We start from the raw sequence: 17013 nt of genomic DNA on the forward strand, positions 1-17013 counted from the left end.
GGATCTCCAGAATCATGAAGCGTCTGTTCGTGTCCGCGGCCCTCCTGCCGCTGGCCTATGCTGCGTCCGCCAGCGCCGAGACCAAGATCACGACCGCCACGACGACACCGGTGCAGACGGCGACGGTGGCCAATGGTGCGCGCGACGACCTGACGGTCGAGGCCACCGGCTCGATCAAGCCGACCACGTCCGGCGCGGCAGTGACCCTGAATTCCTCCAACGCGGTGAAGAGCTCGGGCACCGTCGGCTTCGACACCGGGGTCAACAACTCCACGGCGCTGCTGGTCCTCGGCGGCAACACCGGCTCGGTGAGCAACAGCGGCGTGCTGCTGTCCACCGAGGATTACACGCCCACCGACACGGACAACGACGGCGACCTGGACGGGCTGTTCGCCCAGGGTTCGAACCGCGTAGGCCTGCGGGTCACCGGTCCCGGCGCCTTCACCGGCGACATCCGCAACGAGGCGGCCGGCTCGATCAGCATCGAGGGCAACGACTCCGCGGGCATCCTGATGGACACCCGGCTGAACGGTTCGCTGATCAACGGCGGCGCGGTGAGCGTCATCGGCGACCGCAGCGTCGGCATCTCGGCCACCGACATCTCGGTCAACGCCGACATCAACGGGACCGTCCAGGTGCGCGGCGAGGCGTCGAATGGCGTCGTGCTGGGCGACGTGGGCGGCGCGGTGCGGATGCAGGGCGTGATTTCGGTCACCGGTTACCGCGACACCACCCGCTTCATCGATTCCGTCCGCGCGAAGCTGGACGCCGACGACCTGAAGCAGGGCGGCGCCGGCCTCAAGGTCGTGGGCAATGTGGCGGGCGGCGTGATCCTCGACACCCGGCCGGCCGACAACGACGCCAACGACACCGACGAGGACGACGACGGCGTCGCCGACGCCTCCGAGGGCAACGCCTCGATCAACGTGGTCGGCGCAGCGCCGGCCATCGCCATCGGCGCCGCCGACCGGGCCACGACCATCGGCCTCGTCGGCGCTGGCGACAAGGCCTACGGCCTGGTGATCAAGGGCGAGGCCGTGGGCTCCGGCCTGCAGGACGGCGTCGCCTCCACCGGCGTCAGGATCGGCGAGGCCGGCGGCGGCGTCACCACCATCGTCAACGGCATCAACATCCTCGGCGGCCGGGTCAGCGCCACCTCCTACGGCGCGGACGTCACCGCCCAGGGCGGCGCGGCCACCGGCCTGCTGATCAACCAAAACGGCGTCGTGCCGGCGCTGCGCAACTCCGGGACCATCGAGGCCATCCTGGCCAACGGCTCGCAGGACGCCCGCGCGGTCGTCGACCTCTCCGGCAGCCTGTCGCTGGTGGAGAACACCGGCGTCATCCGCGCCCTTTCCACGCCCAGGACCGGCTCGACCAACGCCGGCCAGGCGATCGCGCTCGACCTGCGCGCCAACGTCTCCGGCGCCACGGTGCGTCAGACCAAGGCGACGAGCACCAGCACGCCCGCGATCCTGGGCGACGTCCTGTTCGGCTCGGGCGCGGACCGGCTGGAAATCCAGGGCGGCACGCTGACCGGCGCCATGGGCTTCGGCACGGGCGCCGACACCCTGGTGATCGACGCGGGCGGCGTGGTGACGGGCCGGCTGACCGACACCGACGGCCGCCTCGACGTCAGCGTGGGGGGACGGCCGCCTGGCGGTGACCAACACCGAGGTGATCCAGATTTCCTCGCTGTCCCTGGGCGCCAAAAGCGTGCTGGCGGTCACGGTCGACGGGGAGACCGGCGTCGCGACGCGGGTCAACGTCTCGGGCGCGACGACCGTCGCCTCGGGCGCGCAGTTCGACCTGAACCTCGCCTCGCTGCAGCGGGGGGCCAAGTCCTACGAGATCATCCGCTCGAACGCGCTCACCGTGCAGGGCGGCACGGCCACCCTGGCCGGCGCGCCGTTCCTCTACACCGCGTCCCTGCGCAACGACGCCAACGCGGTCTATGTGGACATCCGCCCGAAGACCGCCACCGAGCTTGGTCTCAATCGGTCGGGCGCCGCAGCCTTCGGCGCGGTGTTCGACAACCTCGACAGGAACGGCTCGATCGAGAGCGCGATCCTCTCGCAGAAGACAAACGAGGGCTTCCGCGCGGTCTATGACCAGCTTCTCCCCGACCACTCGGGCGGAGCCCTGATGTCGGCCCAGGCGATCTCCACGGCCATTTCTTCGGCGATCGCGCACCCGCACGCGCCGAACGGCGGCGGCGGCAATGGCGTCTGGGCGGAAGAGATCCTGTTCCAGATCGACCGCGACGCCGAGGATGCGCTGGGCTTCGAGTCGGAAGGCTTCGGCCTGGCCGGCGGCTACGAACTGGTCGGCGACAACCAGGCCGTGGGCCTCTCCGCCAGCTTCGTCAGCGTCGAATACAACGACCAGGGCGCGGCGGCCGGCGAGAAGATCGCCATGAACTTCCTTGGCGGCGGCGCCTACTGGCGCGTCCAGGCCGGCGGGTTCCAGGGCAACGTCCGCGGCGGCCTCGGCTACGCCTCCTTCGATTCGACCCGCGTGCTGACCACCGGCGACATCAACCTGCGTTCGGAAGCCGACTGGAACGGCTGGCTGATCGAGGGCCACGCCGGCGTGTCCTACGAGGCGCGGCTCGGCCTGTTCTACGCCCGGCCGGAGCTGTCAGCCGACTACATCCGGCTCTCCGAGGACGGCTACACCGAGGCCGGCGGCGGCAACGGCTTCGACCTGACGGTCGAGGACCGCAAGGGCGACCTGCTGACCGGATCGGCGCTGATGGCGCTCGGCGCGCGGTTCGGCGACGATTTCTGGTGGGCTCCGGAGGTCAAGGTCGGCTGGCGCGCCAAGCTCGCCGGAGACGCTGGCAAGACGGTCGCCCGGTTCGGGACCGGCACGCAGTTCAGCCTCGATGCGGAAGACGCCTTCAAGGGCGGCGCGGTGGCCCGCGTGGGCGTCCGCGGGGGCGCCAACCAGGTGCTCTACGCCATCGAAGGCGGCGGCGTGTTCGACGACAGCTACAAGGAATACGACCTGCGCGCGGTCGTCCGGTTCCTCTTCTAGGACCGCGCACCGACAGCAAAGCTTGGCGGCCGGTTCCGGTCTCCCGCGGACAGTTTCGAATGTCCGGCCGCCAAGTTTTCGCCTAGAAGCTCGCCCAGTTAACCAACCCCTAACGGCGGGAATGCCGACGCCCGGGTGGTCTCCATAACGGAACCGCCCTCGAAAACGGGCGCGGCGGTGCTGGGAGACTATCAGCCTTGACGGAAGCGAGTTCGGCTCTCGAGGCGCGTGCGCGTCACTGGATCATCGATGCGGGCATCGGCGCGGCCGTCGCCCTGGGCGCCATCACGGCGGCGAACGCGGCCCTGCCGGACCGCCCAGAGCCTGCCGCGGCTCCGCCGACCAGCGTCGCCCGCCTCGTCTCCGCGCCCGCCGCGCCCGCCACGCCCGCTGCAGCCGTCGAACCCGCCGTCCTGATCGCCTTCCGCACGCCGGTGGCCGGCGAAGAGGTCGTCTCGCCGTTCGGCCTACGCCAGCTTCCGTGGGAAGAAAACGGCCGCCTGCACGAGGGCGTCGACATCGCCGCCGACTTCGGCGCGCCGGTGCTGGCCTCGGCCGACGGCGTCGTCACCCGCGCCGGGCAGAGCAGCAGCTACGGCCGTTTCGTGGAACTCGTCCACGCCGAGGGCCTGACCACGCTCTACGCCCACATGGGCGCAGTGGCCGACGGCATGCGGCCGGGCCGGGCTGTCGCCGCGGGAACGGTGGTCGGCAAGGTGGGCTCGTCGGGGACCTCCACCGGCCCGCACCTGCATTTCGAGGTCCGCGACGCCCGGGACCGGCCACTGAACCCGACGCTGTTCATGGGCCGGGCCTTCGCCAGCGCCGACGATCTCCCGCTTACGGAAGCCCGCCGCTTCCCGCGCCGCGTCCGCATGGCGTTCGTCTCGCGCATCCCGGAGAGCAAGAAGCTGCTGATGCAGGCGAAGCTGGAGCGCAAGTCGGGAGCCCTGGCCGCCGACGCGCCGGGCGTGGCCCGCGACGCCGGCGTCACCGTGCGCTACGGCGACGGCCGGCCACGCGCGACCATCCGCTTCAACGCCGACCGCCGGCCGGTGCCCGCGTACGGCTCGGAGCCCGCGCCCCGGCCGCCGTCGCTCGGGCCCGCCGCGGCCCCCACGGCCCGCCGCGCCCACGCCCGCTCCCGCCGCCGAGGACGCGATCGCCACCGCCAACGGCTGAACGGCTCGACGGCTCGACGGCGCGCGGTCGGGGCACCATATCTGAGGGGCTCGGGAGATCGCGCGCATGAAATACAACCAGCTTGGCCGGACCGGCCTCTATGTGTCCGAGATCTGCCTCGGGACCATGACCTTCGGCGGCTCGAGCGAGGCGGGCATCTGGCGCGCCATCGGCGCCCTGCAGCAGGGCGAGGTGGACGCCATCGTCGGCAGCGCCATTGAGGCCGGGGTCAACTTCATCGATACGGCCGACGTCTACTCCTTCGGGGAGTCGGAGCGGCTCACCGGCCAGGCGCTGAAGAACCTCGGCGTGAAGCGCAGCGACGTGGTGATCGCCACCAAGGTCTATGGCGAGATGGGACCTGGCCCCAACGACCGGGGCGCGAGCCGCGGTCACATCATGGATTCCGTGCAGCGGAGCCTGGAGCGGCTGCAGGTCGACCACATCGACCTCTACCAGATCCACGGCAACGACAGCGTGACCCCCGTCGACGAGACCTTGCGGGCGCTGGACGACCTGACGCGCCAGGGGCTCGTGCGGTACGTGGGCGTCTCGAACTGGCAGGCCTGGAAGATCGCCAAGGCGCTGGGGGTGAGCGAGCAGAAGGGCTATGCGCGCTTCGAGACGCTGCAGGCCTACTACTCCATCGCCGGCCGCGACCTGGAGCGCGAGCTGGTCCCGATGCTGACGTCCGAGAAGCTCGGCCTGATGGTCTGGTCGCCGCTGGCCGGCGGCCTGCTGTCCGGCAAGTTCGGGCCGGGGTCCAACAATCCGCAGGACGCGCGCCGCACCAACTTCGACTTCCCGCCGGTGAACCGCGACCGCGCCTGGGCCTGCGTCGAGGCCATGCGCGAGGTCGGCGAGGCCCACGGCGCCTCGGTCGCCCGGGTGGCGCTGGCTTGGCTGCTCGCCAAGCCGCACGTGATGAGCATCATCATCGGCGCCAAGACCCTGGAGCAGCTGGACGACAACCTGGCCGCCGTCGACCTCACGCTCACCGCCCAGGACGTCGCCCGGCTGGACGAGGTCAGCGAACTGGCGGCGGAATACCCCGGCTGGATGCTGCCCCGCCAGGGCGCGTCGCGCGTGCCGAAGCCGTTCACGAAGGACTGATCCCCTGGCGTACGCAGAGTTGAAGCCGGCGCTCGCGTTCCGCGGCGAGCAGGTGGACATCGGCGGCCGGCGCCTGCGCGCCGTGCGCGCGGGCCCGGCAGGATCGGGCCCGCTGATCTTCCTGGAGCATGGCGCCTTCGGCTGCGCCGCGGACTGGGCGGTGGTGCAGGAGCGGCTGGCGGCCAAGGGGCTGCGGAGCCTGGCCTACGACCGCGCCGGCCTCGGCCATTCCGATCCCGGCCCCCGGCCCCGCGATGGCGGCGCCATCGTCGCCGACGCCCGGGCGCTGCTCGCCGCAGTCGGCGAGGAAGGGCCGCTGATCGCCGTCGGCCATTCCATGGGCGGGCTGATGGTGCGCCTGCTGGCGCTCGTCGAGCCGGCGCGCGTGAAGGGCCTGGTTCTGGTCGACGCCATGACGCCGGACGTCATCGCCTTGCCCGGCGGAGCACGCGCCGTCCGCTCGTTCGGGCGCGTGCTCAGGCTGGCCGAGGCCGGCGCCCGGGTCGGGCTGATGCGGCCGGTGTCGCTGCTCACCGGCAACCTCATCGGCCTCACCGGCGAGGCGGCGGTGGAGAAGCGGCGGATCCACGGCTCCGCGCCCCACGCCCGCGGCGCGGCCGACGAGGTCGACGCCTGGCCCGCGACCTCCGCCCAGGCCGGCCGGACGGACCTGCCGCCGGAACTGCCGGTCGCCGTGATCACCGCGGGGGCGAGCAGGCGCGGCCGTGGCTGAAGACCCTGCAGTCCGCGCCGGCCCTCGCGTCGCGTCGCGGCCACGTGGAGCATGTGGCGGGCTCGACGCATGCGAGCCTGCTCGGTCGCCGGTTCGCCGACCCGGTCGTGCGTGGTGTCGAGCACGTGCTGGAAACCCTCTAGAAGGGCTCGCGCTCCAGCAGGCCGCAGGCGGCGAGCAGGCGTTCGGCGACGAGCGACCGGCACTCGACGCCGACCACCTGCGTCACGGCCGGGCAGACGACCAGCGGGCCGTCGGTGACCGCCGGGAGCCCGCCGCGCGCCTTGGCGGGCAGGGCCGCGACGGCCGCCTGCTGGTCAGGGGGAAGCTTGCGCATCAGGCCTTCCAGCCGATCCACGCGCAGGCCGTCGCGGGCGGCGGTGAGCTCGAAACGGCCGTCCCAGACGACGGGCTTGCCGGGGGTCAGGTAGAGCATCGGCAGGCCGCCGCGCTTCGCCTCGCCGGGCTCGCGGAAGATCCGCACGACCTCCGCGTCGGCCTCGATCCGGGCGCCGGCCAGGGTCGTGGCTGTGACCGCGCCGCCGGCGAGGATCGCCCGCAGCCGCTCCACCCGATCGGACGCCGGGCGGCGGTCGCCGCCGCCCGCGCAGACGGCCGCCATGGCCAGGAAGGTCGCGGCCTGTGCGGGCTCGGCGCCCCGCAGCAGAGCGCGCTCGAAGGTGACGCCGCCCGCCGCGTCGAACCGGCACGCCTCCGCCAGGGGCGCCAGCGCCGGCTCGCCCGGCGGCTCGTCGGGCGGCGGATCGGCCGCCCGGGCCCGGACCCTGGCGGAAGCCAGATCGCTGTTGGCCGGGTCGTCGATCCAGGTCTCGCCGCGGGCGGTCAGCCAGTCGCGGATCGCGGCCCGCGTCACCGACAGCATCGGCCGCAGCACGAAGAGGCCGCGGCCCTCGGGCCAGGCGGGCGAGGGCGCCCATTCGCGCGGCGCGGGCGTGGTCGAGCCGGCCGCGCGCATGGCCGCGGCCTCGGCGACATCGCTGGCCGTATGGCCCATGAGGATCACGCGCGCGCCGGCCTGTCGGGCGGCGTCGGCCAGCAGCCTGTGACGGGCCTCGCGGGCTGCGGCCGCGAGGCCGGAGCCCGGCTTCGCGCCGGTCCAGGCAAGCGCCCGAAAGTCCGCGCCGAGGCGCCGCGCCGTCTCGGCGCAGGCCTGGGTCCAGGCGGCGCTCTGCCGCTGCAGGCCATGGTCCACGGTCAGGACGAGGATGGGACGTCCGGCCTGCTTGCCCCATTCCGCGGCGAGCAGGGTCAGCGCCAGGCTGTCGCCGCCGCCGGACAGCGCCACGGCCAGCGGCCGCTCGTCGTCGGCCAGCAGGCGGCGGTCGAGGACGGGGAGGACGGCGTCGGCGAGCGGGTCGCCCGGCTCCATCCTACGCCGCGCACTTCGCCTGGGTGCGGGTGGCCGCGGCCCGGCTGGCCACGGCGGCCGGCGCCTTCGGGTAGCGCTTGGTGAGTTCGGCGAGCGTCTGGCAGGCGTCGGTGGGCTTCTTCAGGGCCACCAGAGACCGGGCGAGCTCGACCGTGGCGTCCGGCCCAGGCGGTCTGCGGCCAGCCGCGGATCGCGCCGATATAGGCCGTGGCGGCCTGGGCGTGGGCGTTGCGGACGGTGAGCGTCTTGCCCCACCAGTACCGCGCCTCGGCGACCCGCGGGCCTTCCGGATAGGTCTGGACATAGGCCGCGAAGGCCTGCTCCGCCCCGTCGTAGTCGCCGCCGAGCATCAGCTGCCGCGCGGCCGTGAAGGCCTCCTGCGGCGTGGCCTTCGGCGCGTCGGCGACGGCCTCGGCCGGCGGCTCGGGCGGCGGCGGCGGGGCGACCGCCTTCTCCGCCACCGTCAGCCGGTCGGTGAGGTCCCTGACCTGGGTCTTCAGGGGTTTCGTTCTCGCGCTTGGTGAGCTCGAGTTCGTGCGTCGTGGTCTCGAGCGAGCCGTTCATCCGGGTCAGCGACTGCTCGAGATCCCCGATACGCTGGGAGAGGTCCGCCAGCCGGGCGTCGGTGTCGGCCGGCTGGACGACCACCGGCGCGCCGGTCCTCTGGGCCTTGAAGACGATGTCGCGCAGCTCGCGCACGACCTTCTCCATGCGGTCCACCCGCCGGGCGTCACGACTGTCCAGCGGATCGTCCATGGGAGTCTGCGCGACCGCCGGAAGGGCGGCTGCGAAGGCCAGGACGACGAGGGACGTGCGAAGGCGGCGGGTCAGCATGGAGAAGAGCCTGGCAGCGGGCGGCGGCGATTTCAGGGCGCGAGCTTAGCGCGCGCCGCTGACGATCGCGGTCTTGGCGTTACGGTTCTGGGCGTGGCCCTCGTCCGTGCCGCTCGTGTCGACGGGCTGCTCCTTGCCGTACGAGACCGTGGCGATCCGGTCGGCGGTGACGCCGTTGGAGACCAGGAAGTCGCGGACGGCGTTGGCGCGGCGGGCGCCGAGCGCGAGGTTGTACTCGCGGGTGCCCAGCTCATCGGTGTTGCCTTCGATCCGCACGCGGACCGAGGGGTAGCGGCGGAGCCACGCGGCCTGGGCGCTCAGGACCGGCTGAGCATCGGCGCGGATGTCGTACCGGTCGAAGTCGAAGAGCACGCGGTCGCCGACATTGACCGTGAAGTCCTGGGCCGAGCCGGGCAGCGCGCCGGTCGGCTGGCTGCTCACCGGGCCGGGCTGGCTGGTCGGCGGCGGGGCCGGCTGCGTCGTCGAAGCCGGCGGACGGGTGTCGAGCGGGGGCTTTGGCCGCGAGCAGGCGGCCAGCGACAGGGCCGCGGCGGCCACGAGGGTCAGGTTCACCGCGGTCTTGTTGTAGCTGAGGGCCATGTCTTCGATCTCCTTGTCGCGATTGAAAGTCTACGGGCTGCGCCTCCGGCGCAACCCTAGTTGAGCAGGGGGGACCAGGCGGGGTCGGAGCCTGCGGTCGGATAGGGCACCGGCTGGAGGATCCGCCCGGTGACGTCGACGCTCCACAGCCTCGGCGCACCGCCGCGGGCCTCCCGCGAGAACATCAGGACCCGGCCGTTCGGCGCCCAGCTCGGGCCCTCGTCCAGGTAGCCGGAGGTCAGCAGACGTTCGTCCGAGCCGTCGGCGCGCATGACGCCGATGTGGAACTGGCCGCCGGACTGCTTGGTGAAGGCGATGAACTCGCCGGTCGGGCTCCAGACGGGGGGTCATGTAGCGGCCGCCGCCGAAGGTGATCCGCCGGGGGTTCGAGCCGTCGGCGCCCATGACGTAGAGCTGCGGGCTGCCCGAGCGGTCGGAGTTGAAGACGATCCGCGAGCCGTCCGGCGAGAACGACGCCGAGGTGTCGATGCCGGGATCGGCGGTGAGCCGCGAGGTCTGGCGGCTCCGGAGGTCCATGACGAAGATGTCGGAGTTGCCGCTGCGCTCCACCGAGAAGGCGACCTTGCCGCCATCCGCCGAGAAGCGCGGCGCGAACACCATGCCGCGGAAGTCGCCCAGGCTCTCGCGCCGGCCGGTCTCCAGGTTGAAGAGGTAGATCGACGAGCCCTCGGGCCGGAGCGCCATGTAGGTGATCTCCTGGCTGTTCGAGGAGAACCGGGGCGTCATGACGATGTAGGAGCCGTCGGTCAGGTAGCTCGGGTTGGCCCCGTCCTGGTCCATGATGGCCAGGCGCTTCTGGCGGCTTGCGCCGCGGCCGCCGCTCTCGGCCACGAACACCACGCGGGTGTCGAAGTAGCCCTTCTCACCGGTCAGCCGCTCATAGACTGCGTCGGAGATCTTGTGCGCCACGCGCCGCCAGTTCTCGGGGCTGGAGGTGAACTGCAAGCCCAGGAGCTGCTGCTCGGCGAAGACGTCCCACAGGCGGAAATCGACGACGAGCCGGCCGCCGACCACGGTCACCTGGCCGTTGACCAGGGCCTGGGCGTTGATCTGCTTCCAGTCGGCGAAGCGCGGCTGCACGGCGGCCGTCAGGTCGCGCTCGACGAAGCTCGCCGGGTCCAGCGGTCGGAAGAGGCCGGAGCGCTGCAGGTTGGCGGAGATCACGCCGGCGATGTCGGCGCCGACCTGGCCGCCGCCGAACGCCGGCAGGGCGACGGGGGAGCGGCTGCACGTCGCCGCGATTGACGTTGACCTCGATCTCGGCGCGCGCGGCGGGCGCGGCCACGGTGACGGCGAGGGCCGCCATCAGGGCGAAGGCGAGGCGCTTCAGGTGGAGGGAAAGGATCTTCAGGCTCATGTCTGGCAGGCCTCGCGGGCGTTGAAGTTCACGGCGACACGCTGGCCGTAGAACTCCCGGGGAGGTTGCGGAAGGGTGAAGCGGCGTAGACGGCGCGCACCGCCCGGTCGGCGGCGGCCTGGCTGACCGCGCTGCGGGCGCCGCGGATCTCGGCCTGGGGCTCGCCGGTGACCTGGCCGCCGGAGCCGAGCTGGAAGGTCACGCGGACCACGACGTCGCGGCCGCCCTCCACCTCGCAGTTGGGGTTCCAGCGGCGCTGCAGTTCGTCGGCGAGGCCGCTCATGGCGGCGGAGGCTGCGAGGCCCGAACCCAGGTTGGGCCGCGCCTGCTGTGCGGTCTCGGGCCGCGATGCGCCCTTCGGCGCGGAGGACGGCCGGGCGGGCGATTTCGCGGCCGGGATGCTGGCCAGCAGGGCATCGAAGTCGAGACCCTTCTCGGCCGGCCTCGGCTGGGCCTTGGCGGGCGGGCTCTTGGGCGCCGGCGGCGTGGGCGTGGACTTCAGGGCGGGCGTAGACGCCGGCGCCGCCTTCGGCGGCGGCGCGCTCTTCGGGACCGGCGTCGGAGCCGGCGCGGGCGGCGTGGGCGTCGGCTGAGGCGGGCTGGAGTCCATCGGCGCGTCGGGGACCGGCTGCTCGGTCTGGGCGGTCTGCTCGACGGGCGCCTGCTCGGCGGCGCGGAGGTCGGTCACCGGCGCATTGGCCACGATCGTCACCGGCACGACGGCGCCGACCTTCAGGTCCCGCGCCCAGGGCCAGGAGATCATGAGCGCCGCGGCGATCCCTCCGTGCAGGAGGATCGAGCCCGCGGCCGCTGGCGACAGCTCCCGGCGCATCACGGCGCGGCCGCCTCCTCAGGGTTGCCGCCGGAGGACGGGCCGCCGGTCTCGGTGATCAGGTTGATCGAGGTGAAGCCCGACGTGCTGAGCGAGGCCATCACCTGGGCGACGGTCTCGTACGAGGCCTTGCCGTCGGCGCGGACGTAGATCGGCTTCGTCGTCGTATCGTCGCCGGCCATCGCCTTCAGGCGCGGCGAGAGCTGGGCGAAGGCCACCGGATCCTCGCCGATGAACAGGGCGCCGCTCGCCTGGACCGAGACGGTGATCGGATCCGGACGGTCCTGCATGGCGCCGGCCTCGGTCTTCGGCAGCTCGACCGGCACGCCGGCGGTCAGCAACGGCGCCGAGATCATGAAGATGATCAGCAGCACCAGCATGACGTCGACGAGCGGCGTCACATTGATCTCGGAGAGCGCGCCCCGCCGGCCGCGGCCGTAGCGGCGCCGGTTGCGGCGGCCGCCGCCGGCGGCGAAGGCGTCGTTGGCCGACAGACCCATCTAGACCCGCTCCGCCAGGCGGCGCTGGATGGCGGTGGAGAGGTCGTCGGCGAAACCTTCCAGCCGGGCGGCGAACTTGCCGGCCTTCGTCGAGAAGGCGTTGAACGCGATATAGGCCGGGATCGCCGCGACGAGGCCGATGGCGGTGGCGAACAGGGCCTCCGCGATCGAGGGGGCGACGACGGCGAGCGAGGTGTTCTTCTGGATCGCGATCGCCTGGAAGGCGTGCATGATCCCCCAGACGGTGCCGAACAGGCCGACGAAGGGCGAGGCGGTGGCGACGATGGCCAGCGAGCCCAGGCCCTCCTCCACGCGCTGGCTCTCCCGGGCGATGATGGTGTCGAGCACCCGGTCGATGCGCTGGACCAGGAAGGCGGCCTGGCTCTCGGACTGGCCCTTGGCGCGGGCGTCGCGCCATTCCTTCAAGGCGCCCTGCAGCATGCGGGGCAGGGCGTGGCGGGGCCGCTCGCCGGCTTCCTGGGCGATCTCCTCGAGGCTGCGGCCGGAGGCGACGGCGTCCTCGAACTTGTCGGCCTGGCGGTTCAGGGCGGCGAAGCGGAACAGCTTGTCGAAGATGATCGTCCACGACCACAGCGAGGCGGCGGCCAGGCCCACCATCACCAGCTTCACGACCCAGTCGGCCCTGAGGAACAGGTTCACGGCGTTGAAGCTGTCGGGGCTGACGGCGCTGGGGTCCATGGGCGGGTCCGGATCGGTTGAGTCGTAAGGTCGTGGTTTGCGTATGCGTGCGGCGAACTTAAGGCGGAGCGGCCAGGTAGGGGCCAAGCGTCGCGGCGAGGCCGGCGGGCGGACGCCGCGCCCGGCCCGCGAGGTCGATGCAGGCGGCCTCCACGTCGGCGGTGGCGATCAACTCGTCGCCGCGAAGGATCCGCTGACGGATGAACAAGCGGGGCCCCTTCACCGTCTCGTAAAGGGTGCGGACGTGCAGCAGGTCGTCGATCCGGGCGGCCCGCCGGAACTCGATCGTGAGCTTCACGACCGTAAAGGCGGCCGGATCCGGGCGGTCCAGCAGGTCGGCGTGGCTGATCCCGACCACGCGCAGGAAGTCGCTCCGGCCGCGCTCGAAATAGCGGGCGTAGTTGCCGTGATAGACGACGCCGGTGAAGTCGGTGTCCTCGTAGTAGACGCGCACGGGCAGCACATGCTCGCGGCCCTCCAGCCAGCCGGCGTTGGAATGCTCGTCCTTCATAATCCGCTCATCCCGGCGAAAGCCGGGACCCAAGCCGAATCAGCCGTCGCGCTCATGCGGGCCAACCTAGCGGGTGACGGCGCTGGCGCCGACTATGCGGACGTTATGGCGGACGACTCAGCCTGGGTCCCGGCTTTCGCCGGGATGGGCGGGGTGGTTCAGGTCACTTGTCGAAGAGGTCGGGGTTCACGCCGCGGGCCTGGGGCGGGGGCGGCGCCGTCAGGCCGAGGTGCTCGTAGGCCCGGGCGGTGGCCATGCGGCCCCGCGGCGTGCGCTGGATGAAGCCCTGCTGCATCAGGAAGGGCTCGATGACGTCCTCGACGGCGTCGCGGGCCTCGGCGATGGCGTAGGCGATGGTCTCCACGCCCGCCGGGCCGCCGGCGTAGTTCTCGATGAGGGCGCGCAGGTAGCGGCGGTCGAGGCTGTCCAGGCCCTGCTCGTCCACGTCGAGGCGGGCGAGCGAGGACGCCGCCACCTTCCTGTCGATGACCAGGGGCGCCGTCGGCGGCGGCGAAGTCGCGGACCCGGCGGAGCAGCCGGCCGGCGACGCGGGGCGTGCCGCGCGAGCGGCGGGCGATCTCAAGGGCGCCGTCGGCGCGCAGGCCGAGGCCCATCTTGGCGGCGGCCCCGGTGAGCACGCTGGAGAGCTCGTCGTGGGTGTAGAACTCCAGCCGGATCGGGATGCCGAAGCGGTCCCTGAGCGGCGTGGCCAGCAGGCCCGCCCGGGTGGTCGCCGCCACGAGGGTGAAGGGCGCGAGGTCGATGCGGATCGAGCGCGCCGAGGGGCCCTCGCCGATGATCAGGTCGAGGACGTGGTCCTCCATGGCCGGGTAGAGGATCTCCTCCACATTGGCCGGCAGGCGGTGGATCTCGTCGATGAAGAGGACGTCGCGCGGCTCGAGGTTGGTGAGGATGGCCGCCAGGTCGCCGGCCTTGGCGAGCACGGGGCCGGAGGTGGCGCGGAAGTTCACGCCGAGCTCGCGGGCGACGATCTGGGAAAGCGTGGTCTTGCCCAGGCCCGGCGGGCCGAACAGCAGGACGTGATCCAGCGCCTCGCCGCGCTGGCGGGCGCCCTCGATGAACACCGACAGGTTGGCCTTGGCCTGCTGCTGGCCGACGAACTCGGCGAGCGTCTGCGGCCGGAGCGCCTTGTCGGCGCCCTCGAACGGCTGCGCGTCCCCGGAGATCAGGCGGGTCATGGGTTATTGAACCACGAAAGGCACGAAAGACACGAAAAGGGTCGGAACCGACCTATGTGTCTGCGGGAGGTCTCGGCGTCTCGAGGCCGATTGCGCGCCTGCGGCGCGCGAAGGTTGGAAGCACGGGGGAGCCTCGCGGCCCGGTTCAGCGCGGCCTCTTTCGTGTCGTTCGTGACTTTCGTGGTTCCTTTCCACTACCGCCCCAGCTCCTGGAGGGCGGCCTTGATGAGGGCGGGGACGGGGGCGTCTTCGCCGAGGCGGCCGACCGCGTGCTCGACGACGCGCCGCGCGTTGGGCTCGGCGACGCCCAGGCCCATGAGGGCGGCGACGGCCTCGCCGGAGACGCTGACCTTGGCGGCCTGCTCGGGGGCGTAGCTGGTCGCGTGGAAGGCGGCGACGGGCCCCTCGGTGATCGGCTTGCCCTTGAGCTCCAGCACGATGCGCTGGGCGAGCTTGGGCCCCACCCCGTTGGCGCGGGCGACAGCGGCCTTGTCGTCGCGGGCCACGGCGGACGCGAGCTCGGCCGGCGACAGCACGTCCAGCACCGACAGCGCCGCCTTCGGGCCGACGCCCTGGATGGTCTTCAGGATCACGAAGGCCCGGCGCTCGTCGCGCGACGAGAAGCCGTAGAGCACCTGGCCGGTCTGCTCGCCCCAGATGGTCTCCACATGGACCACGGTCTCGGCGCCGATCTCGGGCAGGCGCGACAGGGTGCGGGCGCCGCAGCGGACGACGTAGCCCACGCCCATCACGTCGATCAGGGCCTCCTCCTCGCCGACCTCGGCGACCATCCCGCGCAGCCGTCCGATCATGCCACTCTCCCCAGCGGCTTGCGCGAGCCGCGCACGTGGGCATGCGCGATGGCGACGGCCAGCGCGTCGGCGGCGTCGGCGGTGGTCTTGCCGGCGGTGGGCAGCAGGCGGGCGATCATGAAGCCGACCTGGCCCTTGTCGGCCGCGCCGGTGCCGACGACGGCCTTCTTGATCACGCTGTTGCCGTACTCCGCGACGGTGAGGCCGGCGCGGGCGGGGGCCAGCAGGGCGCAGGCCCGGGCGTGGCCGAGCTTCAGCGCCGACTGGGCGTTATTGTTCATGAAGGTCTCCTCCACCGCCGCCTCGTCGGGCGCGTGGAGGGCGATGACCTCGCAGATCGCCTCGAAGAGGTGCAGCAGCCGGTCGGCGAAGGCCGCTTCGGTGTCGGGCGCGATCACCCCGTGGGCCACGTGGACGAGCCGGGCGCCGTCGACCGCGATCACCCCCCAGCCGGTGCGGCGCAGGCCGGGGTCGAGGCCCAGGACCCGCAGGGGGCCGGAGCCGCCGGGGGCGGAGTGGAAGCCGGCCAAGCCGCTGGGAGTCAGATCGCGTTCGTCATCTGTTCCTCAGGATGACGGATGCGGCCGGCGTGGTGAAGGGGGCGTTAAGAGCGACCTTTCCAGCGATAGCCACCGCGCCGCAAATTGATTAGATATCGAAGTAATAAGACGCGTCAGTGGAGGAGACGGGCATGCTGGACGGCAAGGTGGCGCTGGTGACGGGCGCGGCGCGGTGGCTGGGCAAGGGCTATGCGGAGACGCTGGCCGGCAAGGGCGCGGCGGTGGTGGTGGCCGACATCAACGCCGAGGGGGCCGAAGCCGTGGCGGCCGGCATCCGCGAGGCCGGCGGCCAGGCCCGGGCGGTGGTGATGGACGTGGCCGACGAGGCGTCGGTGGCGGCGGGCTTCGCCGAGGTGGAGAAGACGCTGGGGCCGGTGGCCGTGCTGGTCAACAACGCCGGCGGCCTGCTGGCCCCCACCCAGGCGGCGGAGGCCTTCTCCGTCGAGCAGTGGACGCGCGCGGTCACCGTCAACCTGACCGGCAGCTGGCTCTGCGCCCGGGCGGCTATCCCCGGGATGAAGGCCGCCCGCTGGGGCCGGATCGTCAACATCACCTCGACCACCCTCGACTACGGCCTGCCCACCGAGATGGTCCCCTACATCTCGGCCAAGGGCGGGGTCATGGGCCTGACCCGCTCGCTCGCCCGCGAGCTCGGCCCCTACGAGATAACCGTCAACGCGGTCGCGCCGGGCCTCATCCAGCCGAAGGTCGGCCGCGAGGGCCGCGTCAGCCTCTCCGAGGAAAAGCTGAAGAGCATCTTCGACCTGGTGATCGCCAACCAGTGCATCCGCCGGCAGGGGGAGGTGGACGACCTCGTCGGCCCGGTGGCCTTCCTGGCGTCGGACGAGGCGCGGTTCATCACCGGCCAGGTGATCAATGTGGATGGGGGGTGGGCGTTGAAGTAGGGGATGGCGACGCACCACCCAAGCTCTTGGCTAGAGATCGACGCGTCCGCGCCCTCGTCCGGGAGCATCGGGCATTTCGCCTACCGTCGCAGCGATGCGATTGTATAGGGCCGCCCTTAGTTCGTTGGGTGCCTTCCACACGATGTGAGCGAACTGCCGTGTGTCGAAGTGAGCATGTTCCATCCTGTCTGCGCGACAAGCAAATATGACGTCCATACCGAGTCCGTGAGCTAGACCGGCCTCGTAGTAGACGCCTCCTCGTGGATTTGGTTGGAACTTTCCACCAAGCTCTATGCCGCCGCAGGTAAAATCGGCGATCAGAAAGCGAGACCTTTTTATTTCGGCGACAATCTCGTCATCGATCTTATTATTGTGTTCTTTATTGTCGATCCGGAACGGATCGTATCCTGCATCCCTACCAGCACTGTCCGCCTCAACGACCGGATGACATACGTGGCGTTGGCTCTGGCGCTCCTGGCTTATGATGGTGAGATCGCGCCCGATGACGTGGCCGTTCTCTCGCTCCCAGACAATCGACTGTTCCGCCTAAGCGATGTGCCGGATCAGTCGCGGCTCGCAGCGATTGTAGCCGCGAACTTGGATCAGCTCTTCGTCTCGGTCGAAGATGAGATTGCTGGGCGCATCGCGCCGCCGGAAATCCGGCCGGGCAGTTCGCTGAGCGACAGTTAGGACCGACAATCTCACCCTCGATCCTGCCGCCCGCGC

General features: G+C 71.7%; 16 protein-coding genes and 2 pseudogenes. 7 read left to right on the forward strand and 11 right to left on the reverse strand.

All coding sequences use genetic code 11. The features are described 5' to 3' along the window. The first annotated feature begins 14 nt into the window (after positions 1 to 14). The 5 genes from LRS04_RS09130 (at position 15) to LRS04_RS09150 (ending at position 6067) form a co-directional block, all read left to right on the forward strand. Positions 15 to 2111, forward strand: a complete 2097-nt coding sequence (locus tag LRS04_RS09130) for a hypothetical protein (protein ID WP_257816091.1) — start codon at positions 15 to 17, stop codon at positions 2109 to 2111. Then, complete coding sequence (locus LRS04_RS09135; RefSeq protein ID WP_257816092.1) at positions 2026 to 3039, forward strand: autotransporter domain-containing protein; 1014 nt, start codon at positions 2026 to 2028, stop codon at positions 3037 to 3039. Before LRS04_RS09130 ends, LRS04_RS09135 begins: the two co-directional genes overlap by 86 nt. Positions 3040 to 3236: 197 nt before the next feature. Further along, entirely contained in the window at positions 3237 to 4442 is a 1206-nt protein-coding gene (locus LRS04_RS09140) for a M23 family metallopeptidase (RefSeq protein ID WP_257816093.1), read from the forward strand. Further along, complete coding sequence (locus tag LRS04_RS09145) at positions 4348 to 5334, forward strand: aldo/keto reductase (RefSeq protein WP_257816094.1); 987 nt, start codon at positions 4348 to 4350, stop codon at positions 5332 to 5334. Before LRS04_RS09140 ends, LRS04_RS09145 begins: the two co-directional genes overlap by 95 nt. A gap of 19 nt (positions 5335 to 5353) precedes the next feature. Then, a complete protein-coding gene (locus LRS04_RS09150; RefSeq protein ID WP_257816095.1) occupies positions 5354 to 6067 on the forward strand; it encodes an alpha/beta fold hydrolase in 714 nt (237 codons plus the stop codon). A 139-nt stretch (positions 6068 to 6206) separates the two neighbouring features. On the opposite strand, the gene tilS is transcribed toward LRS04_RS09150, so the two are convergent. The 11 genes and pseudogenes from tilS to ruvC all read right to left on the reverse strand — a co-directional run bounded on the left by tilS (position 6207) and on the right by ruvC (position 15352). Further along, positions 6207 to 7403, reverse strand: coding sequence for a tRNA lysidine(34) synthetase TilS (gene tilS / locus LRS04_RS09155; protein WP_308238312.1), 1197 nt, complete (start codon positions 7401 to 7403; stop codon positions 6207 to 6209). Beyond that, on the reverse strand, positions 7337 to 7918 hold the full coding sequence (locus LRS04_RS26750; protein ID WP_308238103.1) for a hypothetical protein: 582 nt from the start codon (positions 7916 to 7918) through the stop codon (positions 7337 to 7339). The genes tilS and LRS04_RS26750 overlap by 67 nt, the downstream gene beginning before the upstream one ends. A gap of 418 nt (positions 7919 to 8336) precedes the next feature. Then, a complete protein-coding gene (gene pal, locus LRS04_RS09165) occupies positions 8337 to 8891 on the reverse strand; it encodes a peptidoglycan-associated lipoprotein Pal (protein WP_257816097.1) in 555 nt (184 codons plus the stop codon). 56 nt (positions 8892 to 8947) lie between these two features. Beyond that, positions 8948 to 10218 (reverse strand): annotated as a pseudogene (tolB, locus tag LRS04_RS09170) (Tol-Pal system beta propeller repeat protein TolB). Between the two features lie 79 nt (positions 10219 to 10297). After that, a complete protein-coding gene (locus LRS04_RS09175) occupies positions 10298 to 11101 on the reverse strand; it encodes an energy transducer TonB (protein ID WP_257816098.1) in 804 nt (267 codons plus the stop codon). Beyond that, the gene (locus LRS04_RS09180; RefSeq protein ID WP_257816099.1) at positions 11101 to 11601 is read right to left on the reverse strand and encodes a biopolymer transporter ExbD; all 501 of its coding nucleotides are present in this window, start codon (positions 11599 to 11601) and stop codon (positions 11101 to 11103) included. The genes LRS04_RS09175 and LRS04_RS09180 overlap by 1 nt, the downstream gene beginning before the upstream one ends. Next, complete coding sequence (gene tolQ, locus LRS04_RS09185) at positions 11602 to 12300, reverse strand: protein TolQ (protein WP_257816100.1); 699 nt, start codon at positions 12298 to 12300, stop codon at positions 11602 to 11604. A gap of 58 nt (positions 12301 to 12358) precedes the next feature. Beyond that, positions 12359 to 12811, reverse strand: coding sequence for a YbgC/FadM family acyl-CoA thioesterase (locus tag LRS04_RS09190; protein ID WP_308238104.1), 453 nt, complete (start codon positions 12809 to 12811; stop codon positions 12359 to 12361). A gap of 163 nt (positions 12812 to 12974) precedes the next feature. Further along, a pseudogene (ruvB, locus tag LRS04_RS09195) lies at positions 12975 to 14010 on the reverse strand (Holliday junction branch migration DNA helicase RuvB). 194 nt (positions 14011 to 14204) lie between these two features. Next, a complete protein-coding gene (gene ruvA / locus LRS04_RS09200; protein ID WP_257816101.1) occupies positions 14205 to 14822 on the reverse strand; it encodes a Holliday junction branch migration protein RuvA in 618 nt (205 codons plus the stop codon). Further along, the gene (ruvC, locus tag LRS04_RS09205) at positions 14819 to 15352 is read right to left on the reverse strand and encodes a crossover junction endodeoxyribonuclease RuvC (RefSeq protein ID WP_374575729.1); all 534 of its coding nucleotides are present in this window, start codon (positions 15350 to 15352) and stop codon (positions 14819 to 14821) included. Before ruvC ends, ruvA begins: the two co-directional genes overlap by 4 nt. A gap of 161 nt (positions 15353 to 15513) precedes the next feature. Here ruvC and LRS04_RS09210 point away from each other — a divergent pair, with 161 nt between their 5' ends. Together LRS04_RS09210 and LRS04_RS09215 are read left to right on the forward strand one after the other, a co-directional pair. After that, positions 15514 to 16287 (forward strand): SDR family NAD(P)-dependent oxidoreductase, encoded by a 774-nt coding sequence (locus LRS04_RS09210; protein ID WP_257816102.1) that lies wholly within the window; start codon positions 15514 to 15516, stop codon positions 16285 to 16287. Between the two features lie 270 nt (positions 16288 to 16557). Further along, positions 16558 to 16977 carry a hypothetical protein gene (locus LRS04_RS09215; protein WP_257816103.1) on the forward strand — a complete coding sequence of 140 codons (420 nt, stop codon included), beginning with the start codon at positions 16558 to 16560 and terminating at the stop codon, positions 16975 to 16977. Positions 16978 to 17013 lie beyond the last annotated feature (36 nt).

This window comes from Phenylobacterium sp. J367 (assembly GCF_024699985.1).
In the GTDB taxonomy this organism is placed as follows: domain Bacteria; phylum Pseudomonadota; class Alphaproteobacteria; order Caulobacterales; family Caulobacteraceae; genus Phenylobacterium.

Coding starts and splice junctions, on each gene's coding strand:
- LRS04_RS09130 (WP_257816091.1), top strand. CDS start 15: ATGAAGCGTCTGTTCGTGTCCGCGGCCCTCCTGCCGCTGGCCTATGCT.
- LRS04_RS09145 (WP_257816094.1), top strand. CDS start 4,348: ATGACCTTCGGCGGCTCGAGCGAGGCGGGCATCTGGCGCGCCATCGGC.
- pal (WP_257816097.1), bottom strand. CDS start 8,891: ATGGCCCTCAGCTACAACAAGACCGCGGTGAACCTGACCCTCGTGGCC.
- LRS04_RS09175 (WP_257816098.1), bottom strand. CDS start 11,101: ATGCGCCGGGAGCTGTCGCCAGCGGCCGCGGGCTCGATCCTCCTGCAC.
- LRS04_RS09180 (WP_257816099.1), bottom strand. CDS start 11,601: ATGGGTCTGTCGGCCAACGACGCCTTCGCCGCCGGCGGCGGCCGCCGC.
- tolQ (WP_257816100.1), bottom strand. CDS start 12,300: ATGGACCCCAGCGCCGTCAGCCCCGACAGCTTCAACGCCGTGAACCTG.
- LRS04_RS09190 (WP_308238104.1), bottom strand. CDS start 12,811: ATGAAGGACGAGCATTCCAACGCCGGCTGGCTGGAGGGCCGCGAGCAT.
- ruvA (WP_257816101.1), bottom strand. CDS start 14,822: ATGATCGGACGGCTGCGCGGGATGGTCGCCGAGGTCGGCGAGGAGGAG.
- LRS04_RS09210 (WP_257816102.1), top strand. CDS start 15,514: ATGCTGGACGGCAAGGTGGCGCTGGTGACGGGCGCGGCGCGGTGGCTG.